This is a genomic window from Candidatus Planktophila lacus, from assembly GCF_002288325.1.
GTDB classification, from domain to species: Bacteria; Actinomycetota; Actinomycetes; order Nanopelagicales; family Nanopelagicaceae; genus Planktophila; species Planktophila lacus.
Genome location: NZ_CP016780.1, coordinates 41952 through 67804, shown reverse-complemented (window position 1 = coordinate 67804; position 25853 = coordinate 41952). Strand labels below are relative to the sequence as shown.

Annotated in this window: 25 protein-coding genes; 9 read left to right on the top strand and 16 right to left on the bottom strand. The window is 39.9% G+C overall.

Features of this window, described 5'->3' with window-relative positions; all coding sequences use genetic code 11:
• Positions 1 to 196 precede the first annotated feature (196 nt).
• Positions 197 to 976 (bottom strand): FkbM family methyltransferase, encoded by a 780-nt coding sequence (locus A1sIIB106_RS00300; protein ID WP_095676942.1) that lies wholly within the window; start codon positions 974 to 976, stop codon positions 197 to 199.
• A 306-nt stretch (positions 977 to 1282) separates the two neighbouring features.
• Between A1sIIB106_RS00300 and A1sIIB106_RS07100 the strand changes: the two genes are divergently transcribed.
• Positions 1283 to 3316 (top strand): DEAD/DEAH box helicase, encoded by a 2034-nt coding sequence (locus tag A1sIIB106_RS07100; RefSeq protein WP_190277179.1) that lies wholly within the window; start codon positions 1283 to 1285, stop codon positions 3314 to 3316.
• A 15-nt stretch (positions 3317 to 3331) separates the two neighbouring features.
• Here the strand turns inward: A1sIIB106_RS07100 and A1sIIB106_RS00290 are convergent, their stop codons facing one another.
• Both A1sIIB106_RS00290 and A1sIIB106_RS00285 read right to left on the bottom strand, forming a co-directional pair.
• Entirely contained in the window at positions 3332 to 3949 is a 618-nt protein-coding gene (locus A1sIIB106_RS00290; protein WP_190277178.1) for a DUF268 domain-containing protein, read from the bottom strand.
• Positions 3950 to 4110: 161 nt separating this feature from the next.
• On the bottom strand, positions 4111 to 5226 hold the full coding sequence (locus A1sIIB106_RS00285) for a glycosyltransferase family 4 protein (protein WP_095676940.1): 1116 nt from the start codon (positions 5224 to 5226) through the stop codon (positions 4111 to 4113).
• Between the two features lie 91 nt (positions 5227 to 5317).
• Here A1sIIB106_RS00285 and A1sIIB106_RS00280 point away from each other — a divergent pair, with 91 nt between their 5' ends.
• Positions 5318 to 6154: an FkbM family methyltransferase gene (locus A1sIIB106_RS00280; protein ID WP_095676939.1), complete on the top strand. Its 837-nt coding sequence runs from the start codon at positions 5318 to 5320 to the stop codon at positions 6152 to 6154.
• A gap of 4 nt (positions 6155 to 6158) precedes the next feature.
• On the opposite strand, the gene A1sIIB106_RS00275 is transcribed toward A1sIIB106_RS00280, so the two are convergent.
• Genes A1sIIB106_RS00275 through A1sIIB106_RS00255 form a run of 5 tightly spaced genes read right to left on the bottom strand, consistent with a single transcriptional unit; the run spans position 6159 to position 11784 of the window.
• Entirely contained in the window at positions 6159 to 7988 is a 1830-nt protein-coding gene (locus A1sIIB106_RS00275; protein WP_095676938.1) for an ABC transporter ATP-binding protein, read from the bottom strand.
• A 49-nt stretch (positions 7989 to 8037) separates the two neighbouring features.
• A complete protein-coding gene (locus A1sIIB106_RS00270) occupies positions 8038 to 8964 on the bottom strand; it encodes an alpha-1,2-fucosyltransferase (RefSeq protein ID WP_095676937.1) in 927 nt (308 codons plus the stop codon).
• Entirely contained in the window at positions 8961 to 9806 is an 846-nt protein-coding gene (locus A1sIIB106_RS00265) for a glycosyltransferase family 2 protein (RefSeq protein ID WP_095676936.1), read from the bottom strand. The genes A1sIIB106_RS00270 and A1sIIB106_RS00265 overlap by 4 nt, the downstream gene beginning before the upstream one ends.
• Positions 9803 to 10906 (bottom strand): DegT/DnrJ/EryC1/StrS family aminotransferase, encoded by a 1104-nt coding sequence (locus A1sIIB106_RS00260; protein ID WP_095676935.1) that lies wholly within the window; start codon positions 10904 to 10906, stop codon positions 9803 to 9805. Before A1sIIB106_RS00260 ends, A1sIIB106_RS00265 begins: the two co-directional genes overlap by 4 nt.
• On the bottom strand, positions 10903 to 11784 hold the full coding sequence (locus tag A1sIIB106_RS00255) for a sugar nucleotidyltransferase (protein ID WP_095676934.1): 882 nt from the start codon (positions 11782 to 11784) through the stop codon (positions 10903 to 10905). The genes A1sIIB106_RS00260 and A1sIIB106_RS00255 overlap by 4 nt, the downstream gene beginning before the upstream one ends.
• 40 nt (positions 11785 to 11824) lie before the next feature.
• On the opposite strand from A1sIIB106_RS00255, the gene A1sIIB106_RS00250 reads away from it, so the two are divergent.
• The gene (locus A1sIIB106_RS00250) at positions 11825 to 12763 is read left to right on the top strand and encodes a dTDP-glucose 4,6-dehydratase (protein WP_095676933.1); all 939 of its coding nucleotides are present in this window, start codon (positions 11825 to 11827) and stop codon (positions 12761 to 12763) included.
• Position 12764: 1 nt separating this feature from the next.
• Positions 12765 to 13667 carry a hypothetical protein gene (locus A1sIIB106_RS00245; protein ID WP_095676932.1) on the top strand — a complete coding sequence of 301 codons (903 nt, stop codon included), beginning with the start codon at positions 12765 to 12767 and terminating at the stop codon, positions 13665 to 13667.
• Here the strand turns inward: A1sIIB106_RS00245 and A1sIIB106_RS00240 are convergent.
• The 6 genes from A1sIIB106_RS00240 to A1sIIB106_RS00215 are packed head-to-tail and all read right to left on the bottom strand — an operon-like array spanning position 13664 to position 18540.
• Positions 13664 to 14395, bottom strand: coding sequence for a class I SAM-dependent methyltransferase (locus A1sIIB106_RS00240; protein ID WP_190277177.1), 732 nt, complete (start codon positions 14393 to 14395; stop codon positions 13664 to 13666). The two genes, A1sIIB106_RS00245 and A1sIIB106_RS00240, sit on opposite strands and share 4 nt — an antisense overlap.
• Positions 14392 to 14823, bottom strand: coding sequence for a GNAT family N-acetyltransferase (locus A1sIIB106_RS00235; RefSeq protein WP_095676930.1), 432 nt, complete (start codon positions 14821 to 14823; stop codon positions 14392 to 14394). The genes A1sIIB106_RS00240 and A1sIIB106_RS00235 overlap by 4 nt, the downstream gene beginning before the upstream one ends.
• Complete coding sequence (locus A1sIIB106_RS00230) at positions 14820 to 15785, bottom strand: glycoside hydrolase family protein (protein WP_095676929.1); 966 nt, start codon at positions 15783 to 15785, stop codon at positions 14820 to 14822. The genes A1sIIB106_RS00235 and A1sIIB106_RS00230 overlap by 4 nt, the downstream gene beginning before the upstream one ends.
• Entirely contained in the window at positions 15782 to 16756 is a 975-nt protein-coding gene (locus A1sIIB106_RS00225) for a glycoside hydrolase family protein (protein WP_095676928.1), read from the bottom strand. The genes A1sIIB106_RS00230 and A1sIIB106_RS00225 overlap by 4 nt, the downstream gene beginning before the upstream one ends.
• Positions 16753 to 17442, bottom strand: coding sequence for a WbqC family protein (locus A1sIIB106_RS00220; protein ID WP_125932732.1), 690 nt, complete (start codon positions 17440 to 17442; stop codon positions 16753 to 16755). The genes A1sIIB106_RS00225 and A1sIIB106_RS00220 overlap by 4 nt, the downstream gene beginning before the upstream one ends.
• A 21-nt stretch (positions 17443 to 17463) precedes the next feature.
• The gene (locus tag A1sIIB106_RS00215) at positions 17464 to 18540 is read right to left on the bottom strand and encodes a hypothetical protein (RefSeq protein ID WP_095676926.1); all 1077 of its coding nucleotides are present in this window, start codon (positions 18538 to 18540) and stop codon (positions 17464 to 17466) included.
• Between the two features lie 196 nt (positions 18541 to 18736).
• On the opposite strand from A1sIIB106_RS00215, the gene A1sIIB106_RS00210 reads away from it, so the two are divergent.
• Together A1sIIB106_RS00210 and A1sIIB106_RS00205 are read left to right on the top strand one after the other, a co-directional pair.
• Positions 18737 to 19636, top strand: a complete 900-nt coding sequence (locus A1sIIB106_RS00210) for an alpha-1,2-fucosyltransferase (protein ID WP_095676925.1) — start codon at positions 18737 to 18739, stop codon at positions 19634 to 19636.
• A gap of 20 nt (positions 19637 to 19656) precedes the next feature.
• The gene (locus tag A1sIIB106_RS00205) at positions 19657 to 20403 is read left to right on the top strand and encodes an O-methyltransferase (RefSeq protein WP_095676924.1); all 747 of its coding nucleotides are present in this window, start codon (positions 19657 to 19659) and stop codon (positions 20401 to 20403) included.
• 14 nt (positions 20404 to 20417) lie between these two features.
• On the opposite strand, the gene A1sIIB106_RS00200 is transcribed toward A1sIIB106_RS00205, so the two are convergent.
• On the bottom strand, positions 20418 to 22124 hold the full coding sequence (locus tag A1sIIB106_RS00200; RefSeq protein ID WP_125932731.1) for a hypothetical protein: 1707 nt from the start codon (positions 22122 to 22124) through the stop codon (positions 20418 to 20420).
• Positions 22125 to 22253: 129 nt separating this feature from the next.
• Between A1sIIB106_RS00200 and A1sIIB106_RS00195 the strand changes: the two genes are divergently transcribed.
• Genes A1sIIB106_RS00195 through A1sIIB106_RS00185 form a run of 3 tightly spaced genes read left to right on the top strand, consistent with a single transcriptional unit; the run spans position 22254 to position 25148 of the window.
• Positions 22254 to 23126, top strand: coding sequence for a UbiA family prenyltransferase (locus tag A1sIIB106_RS00195; RefSeq protein ID WP_095676922.1), 873 nt, complete (start codon positions 22254 to 22256; stop codon positions 23124 to 23126).
• Positions 23119 to 24453, top strand: coding sequence for an FAD-binding oxidoreductase (locus A1sIIB106_RS00190; protein ID WP_095676921.1), 1335 nt, complete (start codon positions 23119 to 23121; stop codon positions 24451 to 24453). The genes A1sIIB106_RS00195 and A1sIIB106_RS00190 overlap by 8 nt, the downstream gene beginning before the upstream one ends.
• Entirely contained in the window at positions 24450 to 25148 is a 699-nt protein-coding gene (locus A1sIIB106_RS00185) for an SDR family NAD(P)-dependent oxidoreductase (protein WP_095676920.1), read from the top strand. Before A1sIIB106_RS00190 ends, A1sIIB106_RS00185 begins: the two co-directional genes overlap by 4 nt.
• A gap of 23 nt (positions 25149 to 25171) precedes the next feature.
• On the opposite strand, the gene A1sIIB106_RS00180 is transcribed toward A1sIIB106_RS00185, so the two are convergent.
• On the bottom strand, positions 25172 to 25816 hold the full coding sequence (locus A1sIIB106_RS00180; RefSeq protein WP_095676919.1) for a VOC family protein: 645 nt from the start codon (positions 25814 to 25816) through the stop codon (positions 25172 to 25174).
• Positions 25817 to 25853 lie beyond the last annotated feature (37 nt).

The window sequence follows — 25853 nt, the reverse complement described above, 5'->3', positions numbered from 1 at the left end:
GTGCCTCTATAACCTTCTACGAATCCTAGCCCCAGATGTAGCGGGGAAGGAACAAAACGGACATTTTGCCAAATATGGCAACTTAGCAGCATCCAGAGGGGAAATCACTCAACTGCCCACCCTCAAAGGATGTCAATTATCCAGGTGTTCGGTTGCGCCAAACTTCAGCGCAGAACAGTTTGCGAAAATGAAACTACTATCTTTGAGCAATCGCGAAGTAGGTAGTGAAACTAAAGACTTCGTCCGTCTCCTTGTACGTCAGGATAGGGATTTTTCCACGTGGACTTAATCTATAAAGTCTGAAATTTGTATCTTTAAAAAAGTTCCAAAAGTCTTGAAAGAAGGTTCGGGAATCAATATCTGTGCCACCGAATTCAAACTGGATCATTTTGAATTCGGTTAAGTAGCTCCCAAGACCTTTCAGCACGGCAAGCTCATGACCTTCTACATCTATTTTCAATACATTTGCGCGAACCTTTGATTCAGTCAACCAGTTATCCAAACGCTTAATATGAACTTCTTCGAACTTGTTAAAGTCTATTGAGATATGGCTTAAATCTCTTTTGTATAAACTTGCCATACCGCTTTTCTCCTGCTCGTAGAAAAGCTGTTGCGATTGTTCCAGATCTCCAAAGCCAAAATTATAGGTAGAAACCTTCTCTAAATTATTAGTTGAAGCCAGAAGAACGGCGTAAGTTGATTTTGAAGGTTCAAAAGCATGGATTTCAGAATCAGGAAAATAATTTTTTAAGTTTCGGGTCCAATTTCCTGAATTGGCCCCAACATCAAGAATTATTATTTCTTCAATCATTAATTTAGAAAGCTCATTCGAAAAAACTTTAACTTCATTTTCAATACCTGAGTCGTAACCGAATCCAATACTTTGCTGATGCAATTTAATGAATTGTCCACTCATCGCTGGGCGCAACCATGAAAATGATTTAATTACAATCTTTTTTAATACAGAGAGTCGCATCTAAGTTCCTTTATGTTAACGCTCATTCGCAGATACTACGCAATAACGACTAACCATAAACGTTAATTTTGAGTTTGACTTCCCCCGCGCGAATGAGCCCTTAAATCAGAACTATTGCGTTAAATGGGCCGCTGGTAGTTGCTCTTGGAAATTCCTGATAAACTAAGATGGTCGACGCACCCCGCATCGATGAACTTCCCCCCAAAGTGAGCCGAGTGGCCACTTACTTGCGAGTCTTATCAACGCCCTGGCCCATTCGAGGCCATACCCGAGACGCGCTTGTCGTCTCGATTGGTATGCATTTCTATGTCTTTACAGCCACGTACAACCGCGCCCGGAAAAGCCCGCAGAGCAGCATCTGCCAAAGCCGGTAAGCCCCGCGCAAAGAAGTCTTCTGCTGGAACACCAGTTTCAAAGCCACGCCATACAAGTGCAGAAAAATCAGCACGTAAAGGCACAGCGGCAAAGCCATTCAAAGCAGCTTCTTCAAAGCCAGCTAGCAAGCCAGCGACAAAACGTTATTCAGATATCGATACATCAACTCTTTCTAAGAAGGATGCACGTTTAACAGAGCGTTCAAAGATGCGTGCAAAGCGTTATCAGGAAAAGACAGCATCAAAGCCACGCGAAGTTCGTGACGAAATAGTTAAGCCAGAATCGCGCGCAAAGAAATTTGTTTCAGATCGCAACGAACGCACAGCACGTCCAGAATTCAAAAAGCCAGATACTCGTCCGACAACTCGTCGTGATGCAGCTAAAGAACGCGTAGCTCGCACAGATGATGGTCGCCCAAACTTTATCCCTGGCAAGCGCGAGAAATACAAACCAGGTGCACCTTCAAAGCAAACTTTTGTAAAACATAAATCAGCACCAGATGTTTCAGCATCAAATTACCGTGCAGAGCGACCTGCAAAGCCAGTTCGTGATCGTCGTAACGAGTCACCTGCTTATGCTCGCGATGATCGCAAGGCTTTCAAGACTCATAACAATGCAGCGGTGGATTTTGGTGTAGATGACAATTACATCTCAGCAAACTTGGCTGACGCAAATTTGATTGATGCAACTCCATTATCCGAAGTAACAACTACTTTCCGTGACCTTGGTATAGCGCCAGCACTTGCCAACGCACTTAATGCACAAGGCATTACGAGTCCATTCCCAATTCAAATCGCAACACTTCCTGACGCCCTTGCTGGCCATGACATCCTTGGTCGCGGACAAACAGGATCAGGAAAAACTCTTGCTTTCGGCCTTGCGTTGCTCACAAATATCAGTGGAAAAGCGGCTAAACCACATAAGCCGCTGGCTTTAGTTCTAACTCCAACACGCGAACTTGCACAGCAAATTGATGAGGTTCTAACTCCTCTTGCACGTTCAATTGGTCATGATTCTGTAGTTATCGCAGGTGGAATGCCCTACGCAAAGCAGATTACGGCGATGCGTAAAGCAACAGCAATTCTTGTTGCAACACCGGGACGTTTAATCGATTTGCTTAATAAGGGCGAAGTACAACTTGATGATCTAGAGATCACAGTTCTTGATGAAGCCGATCAAATGGCAGATATGGGCTTCTTGCCTGTCGTTAAAGAAATCCTTGATCAAGCAAAGCCAAATGGCCAGCGCCTTCTCTTCTCTGCAACTCTCGATCGCGGCGTTGATGCTTTAGTTCGCCAGTACCTAAATAACCCAAAGACACATTCACTCCAAAATGATCGCGCATCAGTATCAACAATGGAGCACTATGTACTCGTCATGCACCCTGGCGATAAAGATGACATCACAAATCAAATTGCAGCTCGTAACGGAAAGACAATTCTCTTCGTAAAAACACAACGCGGTGCAGATCGCCTTGCTGACAAACTTGCACATGCGGGTGTTCCAGTAGGCGCTTTACACGGTGGAAAATCACAAGCAGTTCGCACGCGTACTCTTGCATTGTTTAAGCAGCAAGCAAATGCAGCACTAGTAGCTACAGATGTTGCTGCTCGCGGTATTCACGTCGATGGAATCTCACTAGTTGTTCACGTTGATGCACCAACGGATCATAAAGATTACTTACACCGTTCAGGACGTACAGCACGCGCGGGTGAAGCAGGAGCGGTGGTAACTCTGGCGACCACAAAACAACAGAAATCTGTTGGAGGGCTCACGTCACGAGCGGGAGTAACGCCTAAGTTTGTTGGGGTTAAACCTCTAGATCAAGATTTGATGCGAATCACGGGAGCGCAAGAACCTTCAGGGATTCCCTATATTGCTCCAATTGTTGAAAACAAAGGCCCAAATCGAGGTTCTAGAAAGCCACGTCCCAACTCATCTGAGCGTCGACGCAGACCCCGCTAGAAACTTCGGGTTAAGTCACCTAACCCGTCGGAAGCAATACAAGCCCGCCTGGCCCTTTATATCAAGATTCACTTCCCCTGGAAGCACATCATTAATTGGAATTTCACTCCAGGGAATAAGGATAAATTTTTCCAGTTTAAAATCTTCTAGAAGATTTATCGGCCACATTGGGTGAATAACTCTTTGGGAATTAAACTCAACATTCGGTTTTCCGATTGGAAAGCTCACATAAAGCAAACCGTTGGCCTTCACACATTCAGAAATGTTAACTAATCCTCGAACGTGACCATTTACGTCAATTTCATCACCATAACGTCCTAATCCAAAATGCTCAATTGAATGTAAACTGGAAACGGAATCGAATTGCCTCCAAAATTGACTCAGCGGTTTCTGCGCATCACCCTTGAGAAACGTCAAGTTGGGTACTTTAGAATTCAAACCCCTCAGATCTAATTGAGAAACTTTCATGAATACCGTTAGGTGAGCAATAAATCCATCAACCCTAGATCCCACATCAAAATGAAAATCTGGTTTTTCATTAAAAATCCATCCTGCACAAATCAAGTCTTGCCAAAAGTAATGGCCCTTCGCAGTACCTGAATCTGATTGAAAATCATTAAGCGCTGGAGACAATTTAATTCTAAACTGCCTTGATTGGATTAGAAAGTGAATTAGGTTTTTCAGAAATTTTGGAAAGAATTTCACTGAATTAACTGTTTTAAACGGATCGACCCCAATTTCGCGAAAAAAATACAAAACTCTTCTTAAGAGACCCATTTTTCAGACTCGATTCTTCATACGATGCTTTTGTAAGCTGCCGCATGGAGTTGCGCAGCTTTATCCCAAGTATTTAGTTCGGCGTATTTGAGTACGCGGTTGCTCAGAGATTTATAAGTGTTATCACCTAACGCCCATAAAATTTTCTCAAGTAAGTTTTCGCTGGAGTTCGGGTCGAAATAGCAAGCCGCTTCACCGCCGACTTCTCGAAAGACATCAATATCGCTCACAACAACCGGTGTAGCATGGGCCATAGATTCGAGAATTGTCATACCAAAGCCTTCCATTTTTGAAGTCACACAATGTAAAGTGCTATTTGAATAAAGCATTCCTAGTTCCGATTCTGAAGGATAGTCTGAATGTATCCAATGGTTGCCTTCTATTAGCTCTCGATTACCTAAAACCTCTAATTTAGACAAGGGTGACCCAGCTGTAATCAGTTGCAAATCTATATTTAATTCCTTTGCGCGTTTCATCGCCTCAACAAGAACCTCAAAATTCTTATAACCTCCTCGATTGCCTACATAAAGTATCGATGGCCTACTTGGAACAGACTTGACCGCCGCCGTTTCTACTAGATCCACCCCGTGGTGAATTACTCTGATTTTCGAATTGCTGATTCCGTAGAATTTCATGAGGTCGCTTGCGGTGGCGTTGGAAACACAGATTACCAAGTCGGATTTTCGAACTAATTTTTCCTTCCCTATATGTGGATTTCTTACTCCGTTCCACCCTAATTTTTCAGGGATGAAGTCATGAACCGAGACCACAAGTCTTTTCCCGTACTTCATTTCCGTATTTGTAGGCCGGTAATAGGTGGCATGGAAAATTTCAGATGGTTCCCTTTTGCACTTTCCTCCAGCCCAGTGAGAAGAATATTCGCGCACTGGACCTAAAGTGGATAAAGTGCTCCAACCAGTATTCGCTTGCAAGAATTTTCTTTGAGGCTTAAAGACTGAAAAAGTTTTTTTTAGGTGGTAATTGTCAGTTCTGTCAAAAGTCATATGGGGTTTTATTCCAAACGAACTATCGTTTGAAAATTTCGAAATTAAATTGGAAAAATACTTTGATACCCCACCATATTTTTGTATCAAGAATATTTCTCTATCGTATGTGACATTAATTCGATTCATTTTATTCAACTAGCAATCAGGTCTATTGTTACGTGTTTCAGTGGGAAAATTATCCGAATGATTATCTGACGTCATAGGCTATTATTGCACTATGGGGATGACATTTAGGCGTAAGTTAGCTATTTTTTTCTTATCGGCATTTAAATTTGGCGGCTTTATTCAAAAGTTATATCCGATCGCAGTTGACTTAGAGTACTCAAAATTATCAAGGGAAAATTTGGATCTAATTCGCCATTTATTGGTGCAGGATAACCAACCCAACTTAATTAGAGTTGGCGACAAGTTCGATGGCGGTTACGCTATCTCCCCAATTATTCATCCAAGTACAAATTGCATCTCAGTTGGAGTAGGAACAAATGTAAGTTTTGACATTCATATTTCAAAGAGACTCTCTACGGTTCACCTATATGACCACACAGTTTCAGGCCTTCCGGCAGACGTGCCTCAAAATGTAGTTTTCTTCAATAAGGGCTTGGGTAAAAAGTCGAGTGAAACGTTCATTACATTGGAAGAAATGGTCGCTCAATTTCCGTCTAATTCACCATTAATCCTGAAAATGGATATTGAGGGATTCGAATGGGAAATTCTTGAGAACATAACGGAGTCTACTTTATTAAGATTTGATCAAATTGTTCTTGAATTGCATCATTTTCATCAGTTAAATGATAAAGATTTTTTCGATTCAGTGGTGAGGAGCTTGAAAAATTTAAAGGCAACACATCAAATCGTGAATCGCCATGCAAATAATTGGGCTAGATATTCATTGATTCATGGAGTACCCGTACCTGATGTATTGGAAGTAACCTACGTTAAGCGCGAAGAAGTCCTTTCGCCAAGCGTTGAATCTAGTTCGCTAGTGCGAAACTATTCTTCGCCGGCGAATTTTCCATGTAACCCAACTAGGCCAGATATTTCTTTATATTTTTAGAAAACTAGAGGCCCATAAGCTTCGCTTGAAGATCAAAGTCAGGAACTAAAGTTCGAACTTCATCAAAACTTCCTTTAGCAATAATCTTTCCTTTATCCATGTAAATAACCACATCAGAATTCTTTACAGTTGAAAGTCGGTGTGCAACAATTACTAAAGTAACCTTGCCCTTCATCTTTTGAATTGAGTCAGCTATCGCAAACTCAGTTTGAGCATCCAGCGCACTCGTCGCTTCATCTAAGACTAAAAGTTTTGGGGAGGTTACAACCGCACGAGCGATTCCCAATCTTTGGCGCTGACCACCACTAATTTTTAAACCTTTATCTCCGACCAGGGCATTAAGCCCACCATCTATGTTTTGAACCATTGTCTCTAAGTGAGCGAATCTAAGTGTTTCTAATAGTTGATCATCGTTTAGCGAGTCACGTGGAAAACCCAGAAGAATATTCTGTCTAATTGAATCGTTTATAATTGAAATATTTTGGGGAACATAAGCAACCGCACCCGGCCATTTGGAAATGGCTTCTCGAGGGCTATAGCCAGATAAAATAATTTCGCCTTCTGAAGGTTGAATAACTCCTAGTATCAAATCAACTAGAGAAGTTTTGCCTGCACCGGATGGTCCGACTATCGCTAACGTTGTTCCTGAATCTATTTCTAGATATAAATCGTCAACAGCCCTCGTATCACGATTTGGATATTTTAATGAAACTTTATGTATCTTCAAACTTCCATCGAATCCTGTATGGGATGTATTTAGTTGGTCTTTTGTTTCATCGAGCTCAGGAAAACTCTCTAGCGACTCAATCAATAACAACGTCGGTTTCGCAGCTCCCAAACTTGATTTGGCGTAGATGAAACCTTGTTGAATTCTAAGGACTCCAGGCGCTATGCGGCTTCCAGCAGCAAGAAATACCGAAAGTGCTGCAACCGCATGAGAGGCGTCCTGTGTCGCGAATTGCACACCTCCAATTACGATTGCACCAATCACCAGAGAAGTCTCAATTACATACTTGCTTACGTTGGGCATAAACATCAGTTCAGCATTTACACTTGCTAGTTCTTGGCGTAATTTAGAAATGAGATTTGTATAATACTTAGATCTATCTCGGGTTGAAATTTCCCTGAATGATTCGATTATCTCTAAAATTCTCATATTACTTTCAATCGTTAATTCAGAATTCCTCTGCCCCAAATTGTTTGCTTTCTTCTGCATAACATAGTGAAGAAAAAAACCAATTATCGCGAAGAGCAAAACTGTTGAGATTGCTAAATAAGCATCAACGACAAATAGTCCAATAAACAGAATCATCAACATAGAAAAATCGGACAACAAAGAGATAGTCGATCCAATTAATCCGACGGTTATTGATTGCACGCCAACAGTCATTGAATACAAATTCTCCTGTGACGAATTTGTTTGTATTTTCACTAGATCTTGATTGAAAAATTTAGATAGCAGTCGATTTGTAATGGCTGAGGAACGTTGGCTTAAGAAATGCAGAATTTTCCTGGTGAATATAACCGAAAGAATAGTTTTAATTATTAGAATCGTCGCAGCCAGTATTCCTAATATCGCTACCTGCTGTTGAAACGTAAGTTCTCCTATAAACAAAGTGTTCAGCACTTGAGATACTCGGTTACCTGGTTGCTTTGATTGGACTCCGCTAACCGAAAGTGCTCCTAGGACACCGATTAGAGCAACCCCGATCAAATCTAAGAAGCCCAGAGATACTTGAATTATCAAGACATAGATCAACTTCTTAATCTCTTTGCGGCTGAGTAGCCTTAAGGATCTATAGATTGAGCTGTTCTTCAACTTTGATTTATTCAATGGTCAGCTCCAAAATACATCGACAGATATGCATGATGTAATCATACTTTTACCTTTCCACTCTGAACCAAGTTGGAGGTAACAAGTCTCTTGGTTCAACCGATTTAGGGAACCAGGGAGTCGGGGCTACAACAATTTGACTTTCCGGCGCTAGGAAGGCGCACCATATTCCAAAAGTGGAACTTGAGATAACGTGGTTTTGAAAGGAAGTCATTTCATTCAAAGTAGTCAAGGGATGCAACTGATCAGATTCATCAAAGATTAACTCTATATCTCGCCAATCTTGTAATAGATTTTTTGCACGTACAGAATCATCTGAGTACACCACGATAGATGTTATTTCGAGGTTTTCGCGAATTTGTTTTATAGCATTGTTAATATACGAAAAGTCTATTGCCTGAAAACCCGGTGTAGATTCAAAGTCTCCAAGTCTTACTTGCAAAAGTACTTCGCCTGAACTTCTTTGACGATCAGATCTATAGCCAATTAATTTTTGGATTGTGGTTAAAGTTCTCTTATCTAATTCAATCCATCTATAACTTTGAAAATATCCGATTAAGGTTGCATTTTTCGAGTTGGTTGGAACTTCTGAATCAAAACCAATACCATTTGCAATATATACTTTTGAATTGCTGAAAACTAAATTGCCAAGAAACTTAGATAGAACTCTTCTAGAATTAAGTAGCTTAACTTTTTGCTTGTCGAAGATTACCTCCCTGGTACTGCTTCTAATTGCTAATCCGATTAGTCTTTTCGAAAACCAGTTTAATGAAGACGAATTGTCAATTACTACCTCATTAATCTTTGCAAATTTGCTATGTTCGTAAAACCAATTCTTATTATTTTTTTTATCAATAAAGGAGGTGTCGATCACCAATGGCCGTCCATTAGCCGCGTGTAATCCAGCGGCTATTTGAAATAATTGATTTCCTAAACCACCAAATAGCAAAACGCGGCAAGATTCTAGTTGACTCATTTGAATAGGTATTTTTTCAAATTGATTGTTGATTCCAAAATTAGTTTCAAGTTGAACAAACTCACAGGATTTCTCTTCAATGTAGATATACCGATCCGAAACGTTATTCTCTTTGATAAGTATTTGAGATCTCCATTTTGTCTGTCATTTTGGATAGCAATCCTGAGGCTTGAACTAATTGACTTCAGTGAGGCAGCATTATTTGTGGCCTGCTCTGGATCTCCAACTTTATACGTGTATATAACGTCTTGCGAAAAGAAAATCTCGTTAAAATCTGGATTGAGATCTTTTATGAAAAGAAGATCTTCACCCATTGGCACATCGTAGAATTCAGTTTCTGCAATACGATCACGGCGAACAATCCAGCGCCAGAGACCTGGATGCTTTGCAATTTCCTTCAACGTTTTCGCGTTAGATTTCTTGACATCAATGATTCTTTTATACTCGGCTCTTTTGATTTCAACATGAATATACCCACCCACTCCAAACACCATTCTATTCAGAGCAGCTTTATTAAGCATTTCCAAGTACTTAGAGATATCAGCAACATCATCTGAATCTACGAAACAAAGCCAGTTTCCACTTGCGGCCCTCAGTCCTGTGTTCCTGGCATTACCCACACCTCTATGGTTCGTTTCTAGGCGAACTACTTCTCCAGATGGTTTACATCTTTGAATTAATTCATCTATCTCTATACACGTTTTGTTTTCGAAATGGTCGTGAACGAGTAGCCATTCTATCTCATTAGATTTGGTTGAATTGAGGGTTCGTTCCAGATTCTCAAGCCTGCCTGCCATTTTACCAATAGGTACAACAATTGAAAGTTTATTTATTGAATTCATAAATCCATTACTTTTTCAAATGCTTCCTTAACGCTTTCTCGGATGTACTCGGTTTCTTCTGATGTAAAAGTCGAGTAGACCGGTAAACAAAGAACCGTATTTGCTGCATTTTCAGAATTTCGCAGGTCATCAGTAAGTAGCATTTTTGCATTACCCTTGTAACCTTTGCTCATACTTGGTGAGTAATACTTTTTACTTAAAATTTCTTTCTGCAAGAGATGGTTTGAAAAAATAGATAGCTCCTCATTTTGTTTGAATTGCACTGGAAATAGGCTCCACAATTGATCTGAGTTTATGTCGATATGCCGATACCCCGAAGATTCAAATATCCCGGAATAGGTGTCCTTTATAAATTTCTTGCGCTTCTCTGAAGTCTCGGGTAATTTATCAAGCGCGGCTATTCCTCTAGCGGCAGCGAATTCGTCCATTTTTGCATTATTTCCATCAGAGAATTCGTCTGGTGAAGTGAAACCAAAATTAGAATGCTTCCAGACGCTTTTTATGAAGCGATCTGGTCCGGTTACGATCCCACCTTCCCCTATTCCAAATGCTTTTGTAGCATGCAGAGAATAAACCTCCCTGAGGGTTTCTGTATTTTTATTTAGCTCGGCAAGCGGAAATGCCGCAGCCGAGTCAAAAATCAATTCAATATTCTCTGATGCAAGGAAATCAATTAGCTCAGCGTGATTGAGCCTTTGCCCAAAGACTCTGGTCACCACCACTGCCTTTGGTTTTCCAAACATTTTTATACCTGACTTCACGGAATCAAGTGATATTTCCCAACTCCAGTCATCTGTATCGCAGATTACCGGTATTCCACCGGCCATATGAACCGCCTGTAAAGTTGCTGGAAAAGTAAAATTAGAAATAAAAACCAACTGGTCGGAAATTTCAACTGCATGTAAAGCTGCCACTTGCCCAACGGTATTATTTGCTACACCGACTGCTGCACTGGCTCTGATTTTTTCTACAACTTTTTTGTTGAATTCTTGCCAGATACGTCCACCGTTCGAGAAATGGCTTTCTTCATAAGCAGAGTTAAGTTGATTTATCCAAAATTTCGGCTCCGGTACATCAGGGCGGATTAGTGGATACTTCATGAAAATTCGTTTTTTGCTAGTAGCTCAATAGAGAGCAGGGATTCTTTATAATCAGACTCAGGCATCTGATTGGTAAGTTCTTTAAATGATTGAATAGTAAGTAATCCATTTCGAACTGAAACTTCTTCTGGAGATCCCACAATTTCTCCACTGCGTTCCTGCATAATTCGCACATAATCTGCTGCCATAAATAAACGTTCCGGCGTGCCAGCATCAAACCAGGCCGTACCTCGACTTAAGTGTTTCACTTCAAGTTTCCTTTTTTTCATGAAATACTCAATTAAGTCTGTGATTTCTAATTCATTACGCTCACTAGGCTCAATCTTGTCTAACAAATTAACAAATCCTTGGGGGAGGTAGTAGAGGCCAGTTATAGCCAAATTACTATTTGGATTTCTAGGTTTTTCCACAATTTCCAAAGGTATATCTTGGACATCTAATGTTATTACTCCATAATCTGAAGGATTGTGCACTTTCTTAACCCAAATTGAAGCTGAGGTGTTGCCCATTAGAGATTTAAAGCTTCCCCCGATTCCTCCTCCAAAAAAAATATTGTCGCCTAAAATTACTAGCGCTGAATCATCTTCATTTAGATTTCTTGCAGATTTGAGGGCTCCAACAATTCCATTGGCCGAAGTTTGAGAATAATAAGTTACTGTCGCTCCGAATCGTGAGCCGTCTCCAATAAGTTTCTGAAAAGAATTCAGGTGGTCCTCGTTGCTAACTATCGCAATATCTCTACAGCCTGCCATAAGTAACGTGCTTAATGGATAGTAGATCAACGGTTTGTCATAAACTGGCAGAAGATGCTTATTTGTGGATAATGTGCTGGGATACAACCTCGAACCCGTGCCTCCAGCAAGAATCAAGCCTTTCATAAAGATAGACTATCGCAACTAACTAGGGAAACGGATTTACATGCGGATTGTAGTCACAGGCGGTGCCGGATTCATCGGTTCCCAATTTGTTCGCCTGCTTCTTACGGACGAGCGTATTTCACCCTCAATTGATCAACTAATAGTGATCGACTCATTAACGTACGCCGCAGATCTTAATAGGCTTAATGTTGTTGATTCGGACCCACGGTTAATCTTCGTGGAATCAAGCATAAATAACGAGGCTGCCTTACGTATTCATATTCCAGGAAGCAGGTATGTATTTAATTTTGCTGCCGAATCACATGTGGACAATTCAATATTAAACCCCAATCTTTTCTTAGAAACCAATGTCTCCGGGGTGCAATCTTTAATTAACATAATCGTAGAAAATCCTGAAACAGAATTGGTACAAGTTTCTACAGACGAAGTTTATGGAGATAAGGAAGAAGGTGATTCAAAAGAGGGGGATGGAATCTTCCCCAGTTCTCCTTATTCTGCTTCTAAAGCAGCTGCAGAACTTTTAATTATGGCCGCGGGAAGAACTCATAAATTAAAATTTAAGATTACGCGAGGATCCAATACATATGGCTTAGGACAGTTCCAAGAAAAGTTGATTCCGTTTTTTGTTAAATGTGCGATAGCGAAAAAGGATCTCCCGTTGTATGGAGACGGTCTTCAGACGCGTGAGTGGTTAAACGTAAGAGATCATGCAAACGGAATCTGGTTAGCTGCGACGAAGGGCAATGATAACCAAGTTTATAATCTGGGTTCTGGATACCATTTAACAAATTTGGACGTCGCTCACAGAATTCTCGATTTACTTCAACTCCCTTCCAATCAGATTGTTCATGTTCCTGACCGAAAGGGTCACGATCGCCGTTACTCTCTTAATTCGGAAAAGGCATTTCATGAGCTCGGATTTATTCCAACTCTAGATTTTGAAAAGACATTAGAGGAAATTGTAAGAGAGAACATTTAACTTGAAAAAAGCTAATACAGTTCTCTTTTCGTACAGACGACCAGAGCAGACAGCTAGAGCTATAAAGCGAATCTGCAACTGGGGTGGTTTAGATAAACTCTACGTTTCTATAGACGGGCTACGTGCAAATGCATCAAAAGAGGAGGCGTCTTGGAGAAAGGAGACTATTGCCACAGCGGAAAAATTAGCAAATTTCGATTCAAGAATCATCCCGGTGGTTTGGGACGTTAATAAAGGCCTAACTTCTCATGCAATTCGAATAATGGGCAAGGTTTTCGAATCAGACAGACGACTCATTTCATTAGAAGAAGATAATTTTATTGAGGGCGAAGGGTTGGATTTTCTTAAGAGACATACGGAGAGTCAAGGATTACCTTCCATTGCTACTGCATTTTCCACAACGCCTCATTCAGCGACTACTCTTGATTTTCGTTACACATATTTTCCGGAACAATGGGCAACAAGTTTGACTTCAGAGGTGTTTGAATCGTTTCTTAAAGTTTGGAATGACAAAAGTATTTCTAGAGAGTTGATTCAAAGCCAATTTAGAAAGATTTATTCAATTAATAGACTTAAACAAGAACTAGTGGTGGAGCGTTGGTACCGAATTTTTAATGCCGCTGTAAATACCGATAGCTATGGTGACGCATTGATGTCTTATGCAGCGTTGTGTCTAGGCATTCCTTATGTTGCGCCGATAAATTCTTTCGTAAAAGACATTGGATATGAAGATGCGCGTGGTATGCATCCAAGGACTGAAGAAATCCGACGCAGCACTCATGCATTTAAACCTGCGGGAAAAAATCTGTTAAATACATGCATAGTTTGCGAAAACTCCACCAACCAACTGCCGGGTCTTGGTGTTATGCATGTTGCAAAATATCTACGGCGGCGGGTTCTTTAGTTACTCAGCACTAAGTAAATGGATGACCCCATTGTTCCATCAATCTTTGATAATTCATTTAATGCGGTTAGGTACTCAAAGGAAATAATTCCCTTTTCAAGTGCGGAATCTAACTGAAAATTAGCCAATGGTTTTGTCATTATTCCACCGGTTTCCAAGACAATTAATCCCGACTCTTCTGCATGCTGTTCAAGTTGCTTAAGTGAATAAGTTCTAAGGTGTCCTTGGGCTGCTTCCCCTGGCATAACAGCCTCGCATGCGTTGATTAGACCCATTGAGACAGCAATTTGTCGAGAAAGTGCATGAGCATTTGGTACCAGCACAAAAATTTTGCCTTTATTTCTAAGCCACGTCCCAAGTCTAGCTAGTTCTTCAATAGGATTTTCCATGTGTTCAAGAACATGCACCAGAAATATTGCATCATAACTTTTCTCAAAGTCAACCTCATATGTAAGCCCGGCAAATAGATTGATTCTTTCACCGAACTCTGATTTTAATTTTTCATGAAAAATTTCCGCTGGTTCCAACACATCTACGTTCGCATATATTTCTAGTAATTGGCGTGTCATAGATCCATCATGACTACCCACTTCAAGACATTTGTCATTTTTGTTTATATACCCATTATCAAAAAGTCGTTGAATAAAGAATTCTCTGACATGGAAATCGACTGAATATCTATATTGGCGCGACTCGTTGTCAAGGGCTTCATTGTCATAGTTTCTCACGTCCACGATAGCTCCATTACTATTTTTTTAGATCTATTTGATTTTTCCTTGAATCCCATTATCTCATAGAACTTCCGAGCATTTATGTTATTAACATCGACCTCAAGGATAATCACTCTTTGGCGGACCTTGGACTTAAGCGACTCTACAACAGTCTTTCCGAGTCCTTGCCTTTCAGAAGATTTGCATACACTTAAGTGACTGATAAATATTTCATCCTCACTTTCATAATAGAAGAGCGATGCAATAATTTTTGATCCGTCACGCAAAATGATCTTTTTAGCCCGTTCGATCAGTTTTGTTGCGTATTGAGATAAATTCACCTCAATAAGTAATTGATTCAAGTATTCTTGGTCAATTGTTTCAAAATATCCTACTAATTCTTCCAACGTGATTTCAAATTGCACTTGAATTTTGTCTTTATTCATGAAAGATCCTCAACTGCAAGCCCGAATCCAAATTTTCCAAAATTATTTCCATTATAAAGTAAGTGCAACTTTCCCTTTAATAGACTCAAGTTTGGATAACACTGCATGTCGCGATCCCAACTAGATTCATGTTCGGAAATTGTTACTTCAATCTTCCTGCGTTCCCAATTGAGTAAATCTTTGGATGCTGCGAAGTCTAATTTATAACCCAGTTTTGGTTCATTACGGAATCCGTAGGCAGATCTAAAGCAGAATGCCATGATGAATTCTTGCTGATTTTTAACGACTGTTGGAAGTGCTTGGCATTCATCAGGTCCGATGGCGTCACTGATTAATTCAAATTGATTCTTAATCCAGTTGATGCCATCGATCGATGTAGCTTTCTTTATTTTGTATACTCGCTGAGGGTCAGTTTCGCTCTCAAAATACTTCCATTCGACTCCTGCGATATAGAACATGTGTAATAATTTGTTTTGCTCGACGATATAAGGATCTCCCACGAGGAATGGTTCATTCAGGCTAGCCGTCAATATCGGGCCTGGCCCAAGTCGAGTAAATGTCTTACCATCATCAACACTTTTTGCTATTCCAATACTCGTTTCCACGGGTACCGAGGTTCTGCGACTCCATCCACTTAAGTAGGCGAATAGCTCATTATCTGAGGTTCTAAATGGATGAAATGGAAATACCCCGTGCTCATCAAAAGCTCCCATAATGGGTTTATTCAGTACTTCTTTTCGGCTGTAATCAATAATTGACTTAAAATTAGGATCGAAATCCACATACAGAACCTCGGAAATGGGCATCCCATTGACTAAATTTTTATGGCGTGAACTGAAATAAACTCGGTAATAGTCTTCAAAGGCAAGTAATTGAGGTGATTGAGCAAATTGATAATCCGAAAATGGTTTGAACTCATTTATATTGAAGATTAGGCCCCTGTTTTTTAGCCTTATTTTCATTTATCTTCCAACTTTGCAAGCCCTATGCCGGTTTTTCCCACACCATTTCCAAGGTACATCATGTAAGTTTTACCTTTAAACTCGAAAACGTGGGGATAACTAACACTTTCAGAATCCCATCCTTCATCTGAAGTCTCCAAATCGGATTTACTGTCATCTCTTGTCCAATTTATTAGATCCTGACTTTGTGCGTAACCGATACGATATCCTCGACTATTGTCTCTGAAGTCTGTGCCATGTCTGTAGCAAAAGAACATATGATACGTCCCGTTGATGTAGATGACATCAGGAGAAGCTTGTGCCTCTTGGAAGAGAATATCTGGGATTAGGTTTTTTCCTATCTTTTCCCAGTTCTCACCGTCTTTCGAAACAGCTAATTTGATTGAGTAAATTGGGTCTGGAACCGAATGAGAAGTTACCCACTCATTTCCGGCAATATAAAATAAATAAAACTGATTATTAAAGAAACGAAGTTTCGGACTTGAAATAACAAATGGTTCCTTTAAAGATTTAGTTAAAATCGGTCCGTTTGCAACTCGAGCAAAATCGGAGCCTGCAGAATTTTCTCTAGCCATTCCGATGCTCACGTCAAATGGGGTAGCTTCCGGACGCGTCCACCCTCCATAAGCAGCGATAACTTTCCCTTTGTATCTGATTGGACTAAATGGATAAGTCCCGAATTCATCAAAGGCTCCAAGAGGCCCAAGAGCAAGTACTGGAGAATCGCTGAACTTCTTATTCGAAAAATTGTTTTCAAAACCTGTATCGAAGAAGCCAACACGACTTACGTATTGATTCCTTGAATCTTTCGGTTCTCGTGTACAGAAGTAAACTCTGACGAAATCTTCGTAGACCATGCAGTTTGGAGCTTGAACATAATCGTTAATCCAGGCTGGAATACCTGACTCACTTGGATTTACCAAATTACCAAGTTTCCTCCATCTGAATTCTTTAGACTGGTAGGTATTCACTCGATAGTCCCTGACGATAATTGGCTTACGACATCTTTTTTCTTCATCATTAGCAATTCTTGAGCGATAGAAACAGGGTAGCCATTTTCACAACTTTTCTCTAAATTTGGGCTCAAAAAATTTAGAGTAATCCCGTTGGAACTAAAATTTTCTCGACTGTAGAGTTCGAATCCTGAAATTGGATTTATATATTTTTTTGCGCCTAAAGCCTTACATATTTCAATTACTTTATTCTCCCCTTTTTCCATTGAAAAGTCTCCTAATTCAGATGAAACAGCAAAGCGATCTTTTGGTATATCTAGAAAGTTGGATATTTCAATAATGGATTGAGATACATACTTGAATAAGTTTTCATCTACTTTTTCAAATACATTGGAAATTAGAGTCATGGCTTCTTTCTCAAAACCATCACGTCGCCCTAAATCATTCTTTATTCGGGTAAGTATTTTGACTGGGTCATATTCTTTTGCAATTTTTATTTCTGAAATTTTTGCTTTTTCTGAATGTGACTCAACTGCGATAGAAAATTTCCATTCGCCACTCAAGGTGCGAAATTTATTTCGATTTATCCACCCTTTCTTAGTGTATTGAACGTCGTCATACAAGATGAATTTGTCCACAGAGGATATCAATTGAAAATAACCTATATATGGTAAGAAATATGGCTGCATGATCGCGATACGCACGGTTTGAATTCTAGGCTAGATTTAAGAAAAAAGTCCTTTTTTTAGATTTTGTATCCTCTTGTACAGGAAAATAAACATTCGGTGCTGGATCTTGATGTTACTTGAGTGGATTTGAGAACCGTGAACAGGAACCTTGAGCGAGAAGATCTGTGCATTGATATCTGATATAAGTTTCCTCCAAAAGACTTCATTAATTTTTGGATATTCAATCAACATTTTACTGTGAACGTGTAAGCAAAGCGGAAAACTTATATGGTTGTTTTCAAGTATGGCTAGGGAAAGTCCTTCGTACTCAGAGGGCTCCAACAATGCCCATATAGATTTACTTAACGGATATGCGCAGTTGGGATTTTTGTATCCGTTAAATGAGTATTGCTGTGAATGAACTGGGTCTAGGCCAAACAAGTATTGTCCAAAGAATGCTCCGTCGAAGAATATCGAATAACTCTTTTCTGAATCTATTGGCCACGCTTCGATTGGTGAATTTGGCAACTCATTCAATGCGCCTTGGTTCAGCGCTTTACCGAGTAATTCCATATCGCTAAAAATATGACGATCGTTCAGCAATATTATTCCCAAAGCATTTAGGCTTTGAATAAGATTAGATATGGTGGGAGCTATCAAAATGCTGGCGATGCCGTCTGAGTCTGAATATCTTACGACGCTTGTTTTCTTAACCTTAACTAAGACATTTCTTACTTGATCATCTTTTGCAAGCAGTAGAACATCTGATTCTAAATGAATTACGGGGTGACTATCAGAAAAACAAGAAGAGAGCGCACTTAGCGCAAAAAGTCTTTCGGTCGTGTATTTCCAATAGCCTCCAGATAACTTCTTGAAAGCGGAATTAGTTTTTGAGAATCTACTTAGGCCTTTGTTTATTTCCGATCGATCATAGATCAAGATTTCTCCAGGAAAATCTAGAAATTCTTTTGGATTATCTGTGATTAAACAAAGGTGTTTGTTACTTAAGTTTTTATCGACTTCTGACGCATACCACGTCAATGTACTAGCGGGATTGTTTCCTAAATGAACGAATGCGACTATTGGCTTTGTGCACAACTCAAGTTCACTATCTTCGCAATTGTTAAATTTCAATGTATATACCTCTTACACTCTTAAAGTCTTTGGAGTTCAAAATACGATAGCCTACCCAGATAACGATACTTGGGTTAATTACTAGGCATCACGCTTCTTGGCTAGATTGCTGAAAAGAATCTGATTTATTTGTTAGCCACACGTGGCCTTACGATAACAAGTTGTTTTCCGAAAGGTTATATCATAAGCGGTAACTATGGTTAACCTCATTCGAGTTAGAGCTGCCGGAGGCTTAGGCAACCAACTTTTACAGTATTTTGGCGCATTGTACTTAACTCGAGAGTTATGTCAGGAAATTCGCTTTGACCTTAGTGAAATTGATCAATCACACACTCGCGGCACGCTTGATATCAGGTCTTTTTTGGAGCCAAATCAAAATCTAGTTATTGAAAATTATTCTAAATACACGGTTAAAGGCTTGTACTTGAAAATGATGCGAAAACTCACGAGATTTATTCCATTGAACCAAATTATTAAACAATTGGATGAGGATCGTTCGAATATTAAAAATTTGACTTGGGAAATTCAGAATAATACAGGAGGATTTTGTACCGTTGAAATTCGCGGTTGGTTCGCCAATTTTGAATACTATTCTCTGTTACCTGAAGAAGTTCGAAAACTTCAGCTCAGGACCAAATCAGAAAGATTTTTAAAATACTCCGAACAGCTAATCAACAAAAATTATGTAGCTGTTCACCTAAGATTCGGAGACTACTTTAACAATCCTTCATCGTATGGAATTTTGACTAAAGAATACTATGCTCGAGCTTTTGAATCGCTTAATGTATCTCTATCAAATGAATTAGTCGTTGTCTTTAGTAATGATAACTCGAAGGTTCCAGAGTTTTTATCTATTGAAGGAATCAATAGTCTAATTGTGGTGGATGATGATCCGAGTTTCGATCCGGCGGAGGTGCTTATGTTAATGTCGCGTGCATCCAAGCTGATCATTTCTAATTCAACATTCAGCTATCTTTCGGGATTGCTGTCATCTCCTGAATCCATGATTGCTTTCCCACGGTATAATGTGAAGGGTCAGGAATTTATAACAAACACACCAAATAATTGGGTTGAGGTAACACCTGACTGGCTTTAACCATCTGTTAAGATTCGAGAGTGTCAATCAAGGGTAAGTTGTGGTTAATGCTGAGAAATAAACTTCCGAAAAAATTTTTTCCCACCTCGGTTGCCTATTTATTTTTAGATCATATTGAACCCTCTGTATTTATGGACAACTGGTCATCTCTGCCATTCAATGGGCAAGTTAGGCGGATGCGTTTAATCTCCGGACTATCTCTAGACTTAGAAATAGGGACGGTGATTGAAACAGGGACATACCTTGGATCTTCAACTCCCTATTTGGCTAGAATTTTTAACTGCGAAACCTATTCCGTGGAAATTGATCCTTATTTTGCTCAACGAGCCAAAAGGAGGTTCGAAAATAATCACAAAGATTTGGACATCGAATTAATCGTTGGTGATTCAGCTCAGAAAATTCGTGAAATTTTGTTTAATGTTTCGAAATCAAATTCGATCTTTGCCTATTTAGATGCCCATTGGCTCGATGCAATACCCACGGAAGATGAACTTAACGCATTAATCGAATGGGGCGGAGATTGGTTGGCCGTAATCGATGATTTCCAAATAGAGCTTGATTCTGGATACAAATTCGATTCTTATGACAGCGTGGTAATTGGTCTAAACCTGATTCCGGTAGACGAACATCTCGAAGTTTGGGTACCAAAGGAAGATTCAAAACTGGAGACTGGAGTTCGCTCCGGCACTGGAATAGTTTTTTCCAGTAAGTCTCATAGGGAAAAGGTTTCGGAAAACCTTATTTCACAGATGATGAGAATCCGGTGAGCTTTTATAACCTTCTAATCGCAAGTTAATTCATTAGAGTAAATATTTTTTAAACTATTTTTAAGGTAAAATCCGTGAAAGTCATTTTGGTTTAAATACTTGCCGCTGATGAAACAATATGAATACTCCGAAAGAATAGTTTGATTGAGTTTAAGATCTGGCCCAAAACCCCAGTCCGCCCGTGCGCCACTTCTTAAGTTAGCTTCTTCCGTAGTCAACTCAGACATATTTGATGGGGGGATAATTACTTGTGGATTCCACTTAGCAATTGATTTAGAAATGTCCCACTTGTTATGCCCGGGTGGTCCCCACTTCACGTTCGAACTTGCAATAACTTCATCAGCCTTTCCAAGAAAATCCGCAATTTCATATCTTGGTAGGTGGTAAGCCATACCCAGATAAAACATGCCAATAGAACCATCTGAAGGGTCTAAGTTCATATTTATCCATCTTGTAATCAAATATTGCTTGGAAGTAGGAGACGAATTCTTACTGAGCTCAGTTACAGAGACAGCTAAAATACGGTTCCTAAAATCACTGGAAAATGTCCCAAAAGCACTAAGAGACATAAGGCAAAGTGACAGAACCAAAGAGATTCTAAATTGATTGCTCTGGTAATTCTTGAAAGGGCGAAAGGGATTGTAAGGATTTCCTATTGCCATTAGTACAACGCAAATCAGCACGCAGGTGGTGCCCCAGTACAATCGGCCTCCAGAAAATATATCGCTGTTATAAGTCGTAATAAAACTAGTAATAACTACGCTCGACAGTAAAGGTATTAATGCTTTTCTCTTTCGCAAATCGATGAATAAACAACAAATAACTACGAGAACACACAGCAAAGTAATGACAGAATAATTGATGATTCCATTTCGGAAAAGATAGTTGGCTGAATACCCGAATGATGGGCTTGCATCGAACTTCAAACGTGTGGTGGTGGGAAGAATCCATCCGAAATGTGCCCAATTAACCACAATAAATAACAAAAATACAAAAACTGCAAAAATGATTGCTTTCAAAAAAACTCGGATGCTGTCACGATTCTGAATAAGCGCTGTTAGGCTCATTCCGATCACTAACACAAGGCTATCCGGACGTGAAAGTACGGCCATAACCAGTGCCAAACTGAATACGACCGCACTGGACTTTTTTGTAATATTGTTCAATGCAATACTTGTCGCGGTCACCAAAAAGAGTCCTTGGAATAAATGATCCCATCCATTCAGTGAATAGCTTCTAGTCGTAGAAGTTAGTGTGAGAGCAATAATCAGAATTGAGCCAAGAAATTTTGATTTTGTGTTTCGCATCAATATGTAGCACGTCAATAAATATGAAAAGAGACCCAGAAATGCATAGGCGATAACTCCAAAGAAATTTCCAAAAATTTTTGAAGTGAAGAAAAAGATGTACGGTGCTAAATAGGAAGTAGATGGTTGGGATACATCTGTTGAGTTGAAATCAGGAAATCCGCCACTACCTATATTCATTCCCGCTCTCAAGGAAATCATTACATCATCGGATAGATGAATTGAGGATGTTTGAGCGCTCAACGATTTAAGAGACTGGATATTTTGACCTAAGTTAAAAATCTCGGGAAAATAGCCAATGTAAAACACTATCAAAGCACTTAATACGGTTATGAAGAGGGGTGCGATATTAAATTTCTTTTTAAGAGAAATAGAAAACCTTGGTCGATTTTTTGGTTCGTTCAAAATTTCCACAGTTGACATCCTATTGCTCATATGTAGCGGAACGCTTAATTTTAGACTCAGATTGGTGAGTTTTATTTATTCTTCTAAAATGCGACCGAAAATCATGAAAGAGTTGACATCGCAGATTAGAATTTTGCCATGAAGAACTCGATTTTCTCCATCAAAGTTTTATCATATTGCGTCCTGGTCAGGCCTAAACAGTGGGTGAAAAACGTACTTCTCTTCGCAGCCCCATTTGCGGCTGGAATAACTTTTACTTACGACACAACTACAAAACTAGTTTCGGGCTTTATGATTTTTTCGTTCATTGCAAGTTTGGGATATGTCACCAATGACTGGATCGACAGAAAGAATGACGCGTTAAACGCTTCAAAGTCCCATCGTCCGTTTGCGAAGGGTGATCTGAAGGTTATTGACTTTGTTGTTGTAAACTTGTTGCTAATTTTGTTGATTCTGGCCTTCGCTAAGTTTGTTCCACTTGATTTTCTCTTTTGCATCTATGTTTACTTCGTAAACACCTTGTTGTATTCGTTGGGCTTGAAACACGTTCCTGTTGTTGAAATGGTGATGTTAACTTTTGGTTTTCTACTTCGCCCTTTAGCGGGTGCAGCTTTGTTGGGTCTTCCAGTGTCCGAACATTTCTTGATTGTTGTTATTTTTGGCTCCCTCTTCATAATTGCCACGAAGAGGCTTTCAGAATTACAAAAGTATCCGAAACAACATGCACGCAAGGTCGTTTTGCGGTATTCAGTTAGCTTTTTGGAGTCTGTTATTACCCTTGCAATTACTCTATGCCTTACCGCATATTTCCTTTGGGCGTTAGGCACGTACCCTGATAGCGTCTGGGTGAAGGCAAGTCTGTTTCCAATGCTCACCGGACTTTTGAGATATTCTTGGATGCGGGGACTTGAAAACGCGGAGAGCCCTGAACATTTAATTTTCCAAGATTACGTCATTCCGCTATGCGGAATTGTTGTCATAGTACTTCTGGCGGTTCCAATTTATGGTTAACCTCGTCGAACCAACTCCACATGCAGGTTGGGGTAGAACTATTTTTTCTAGGCCAAGGCGAATTGCTTCATCTTCGGATGACTTCAATTCAGATTCGGACGGGCGCGGAGCTATAGCCACGGGGAATTTAAGGTCCTATGGCGATTCAGCTCTGAATTCAAATGGTGTTTCAATTTCGACTAAGTTTCTAAAATCAATCACATTTCTTGAAAATGCCAATTTGGTATGTTGTGGGTCGGGCGTCACGCTTGGCGAATTGGAACGTGCAGCCATTGCTAAACATAAATATCCTTTTGTTGTTCCTGGGACTGAATATGTGACAATTGGTGGAGCCATCGCCGCTGACATTCACGGAAAATCGCATCATAAAGTCGGGTCATTTTGCGACCACGTTGCAAGAATTAGAATTTTGTTAGCTAATGGAGATGAGCGAGATTTGTTCCCAGAAGGAAGTACGCGAGATTGGTTTCGGGCTACTTGTGCCGGCTTAGGATTAACTGGAACAATTCTCGAAGCTGATATTAAATTAAAATCCATAGAGTCTTCCTATATCTCTACGAAGAATCTCAGATTTCAAAGTCTTGCTGAACTTTCTGACCTGTTACAAACACAAGACAAATTATTTCAGTACTCCGTGGCGTGGATTGATATTTCAGGTGATTATTCGGGACGAGGGATATTGACTCTAGGAAATCATTCAAAACGCACTGAATTAACAGGATTTACTGGACGAAGTTTGTTTAAAGCCTCAGAACCGCGTAAAATTAGACTTTTTTTTAGCCGCGGGTTTAACATTATTACTCCATTCACGGTTCGCCTATTTAATTCAGTTTGGTTTAACAAGCCCTCGTTTAGAAAAAATGTGGATGTTCGTAAATTTATGCACCCTTTAGATTCCGTAGGGAACTGGAATTATCTTTATGGTAAGCCTGGTTTTCTACAGTATCAATTTGTTATTCCGGATAATAAATTCGAATTCCTAGACGAGTTATTGATCATGCTGAGGGAGAATCGTATTGCTTCGCCTATGTCCGTATTAAAAAAATTGGGCCCTAATTCACTTGGTTTCTTGGGTTTTACGCAGCCTGGTTGGTCCCTAGCGATTGATGTACCGAGGAATACACCGAATTTGAGTGATTTTCTTGAATACTTGGATCGACGCATCATAGAAATGGGCGGTAAAGTTTACTTGGTTAAGGATTCGCGTTTGTCGCAAAGAGTATTTCGTAGCATGTATGAGCAATTCTCGGAATGGAAAAGGATAAAAATGGAAATGGACCCGCTTGGCTTTTGGGTCTCGGATCAATCTAGGAGACTTGACCTGTGAAGAATAGCTTCGGCGAGTATCAGAATGTTTTAGTTTTAGGATCAAACAGTGATATCGCGAATGCAATTTTGAAAAAATTGCATATTTCGCCAGATGCAAAAATTGTGCGCCTAGGAATCAGCGAAATGGCTGACTATATTCTAGATTTAAATGCAAAATTTGACGAACAGGTTATCGAGAACTCATTTAATGGGGCTGACATAGATCTTTTCATTCTCGCTAGTGGAATGCTTGGGAGTATTGCTCCCGAATCTAGTGTCTCTCAAATGGTTGAGCAATGTAATATAAATTTCACTAACTCGATTGCTGCATTAAAGACAGTTTCCGAAAAGATGTTATGGCAAGGCCATGGATCCATTCTAGTCATCAGCAGTGTCGCGTCTTTGAGGCCTAGGCAAGAAAATTATATATACGGTGCCACTAAGGCTGGACTAGATTTCTATGCGAGAGGGCTCTCTGATTACCTGCATAATTCAGGAGTTAATGTATGCATAGTTAGGCCTGGTTTCGTCGTGACGAAAATGACAAAACGATTAGGCAATCGTCCCTTTTCTATAACGCCAGAACATGTTGCTTTGCTATCCGTAAAGGGGCTATCAAAGAGCAAAAGCCTAGTTTACGCACCAAGTGTTCTTAAATATCTTTTCATCATAGTAAGAATTTTACCGAAAAGAATATTTCTAAAACTTAAATGAGTTTAATACGCTTAGAAATGTTTCTAATCCAGCACTACCGAACCGTTCGGCGTGCTCAAATGGACGGAAACGATTCCAGTTTCGCCATCTTGGCTTGAAGGATCAACCCAATCGATTGAAACGTTTTCGAGAGCACCGAGGATTTCAGATTTAAACCATGAATCAGAAAGCTGATCTTTATCTGAAATGACAATCTTTTCAATCTTGGAAACAGTTGAACCGTCTTTTGATGGATGATCTTCAGTTAACCATTCGATAAAGAACGGCAGTTCTCTTGAATCAGTAATTTCCTTTACGCCAATTTGCTTCCACTTAAGGTCTGTTCCATCTGGACGTGTGCGGTGACCATCTACAGCCTTGCGGCCGAACTTTTCTTCAATTGGTGCAATGTCTTCGGTGCTAAATACCCAAGTAAGCCATCCGCCACCTTCTTGGGCTTTCTTTGAAACTGCTTTACCCCATGGTGTTTGTTCGGTTGCTGGGTGATCTAGTGGGCAAACAACTTCGATGTATTTTCCATCGAGAAGCGGTGCGGTGAAGTTACGAGTTCCAAAACGTGGGTGAATACCGCCATCGACAAATGTTGTTCCTAGGCGCGAACCCAGGCGTTGCACGGTGTCGGCTAATTGATCATGGGAAGTTACATATGAGACATGGTCTAAGCGCATGGGGCAATTTTGCACCATGGAATGGGGTGGTGTTTAC

Bases quoted from the DNA above. Each gene is read 5' to 3' on its own strand.
- A1sIIB106_RS00265 (WP_095676936.1), bottom strand. From the start codon at position 9,806: ATGAATTCAATAAATAAACTTTCAATTGTTGTACCTATTGGTAAAATG.
- A1sIIB106_RS00230 (WP_095676929.1), bottom strand. From the start codon at position 15,785: ATGAAAATAAGGCTAAAAAACAGGGGCCTAATCTTCAATATAAATGAG.
- A1sIIB106_RS00235 (WP_095676930.1), bottom strand. From the start codon at position 14,823: ATGAATAAAGACAAAATTCAAGTGCAATTTGAAATCACGTTGGAAGAA.
- A1sIIB106_RS00250 (WP_095676933.1), top strand. From the start codon at position 11,825: ATGCGGATTGTAGTCACAGGCGGTGCCGGATTCATCGGTTCCCAATTT.
- A1sIIB106_RS00280 (WP_095676939.1), top strand. From the start codon at position 5,318: ATGGGGATGACATTTAGGCGTAAGTTAGCTATTTTTTTCTTATCGGCA.
- A1sIIB106_RS00190 (WP_095676921.1), top strand. From the start codon at position 23,119: ATGGTTAACCTCGTCGAACCAACTCCACATGCAGGTTGGGGTAGAACT.
- A1sIIB106_RS00210 (WP_095676925.1), top strand. From the start codon at position 18,737: ATGGTTAACCTCATTCGAGTTAGAGCTGCCGGAGGCTTAGGCAACCAA.
- A1sIIB106_RS00270 (WP_095676937.1), bottom strand. From the start codon at position 8,964: ATGAGTCAACTAGAATCTTGCCGCGTTTTGCTATTTGGTGGTTTAGGA.
- A1sIIB106_RS00195 (WP_095676922.1), top strand. From the start codon at position 22,254: ATGAAGAACTCGATTTTCTCCATCAAAGTTTTATCATATTGCGTCCTG.
- A1sIIB106_RS00255 (WP_095676934.1), bottom strand. From the start codon at position 11,784: ATGAAAGGCTTGATTCTTGCTGGAGGCACGGGTTCGAGGTTGTATCCC.
- A1sIIB106_RS00180 (WP_095676919.1), bottom strand. From the start codon at position 25,816: ATGCGCTTAGACCATGTCTCATATGTAACTTCCCATGATCAATTAGCC.
- A1sIIB106_RS00285 (WP_095676940.1), bottom strand. From the start codon at position 5,226: ATGAATCGAATTAATGTCACATACGATAGAGAAATATTCTTGATACAA.
- A1sIIB106_RS07100 (WP_190277179.1), top strand. From the start codon at position 1,283: ATGTCTTTACAGCCACGTACAACCGCGCCCGGAAAAGCCCGCAGAGCA.
- A1sIIB106_RS00300 (WP_095676942.1), bottom strand. From the start codon at position 976: ATGCGACTCTCTGTATTAAAAAAGATTGTAATTAAATCATTTTCATGG.
- A1sIIB106_RS00260 (WP_095676935.1), bottom strand. From the start codon at position 10,906: ATGAAGTATCCACTAATCCGCCCTGATGTACCGGAGCCGAAATTTTGG.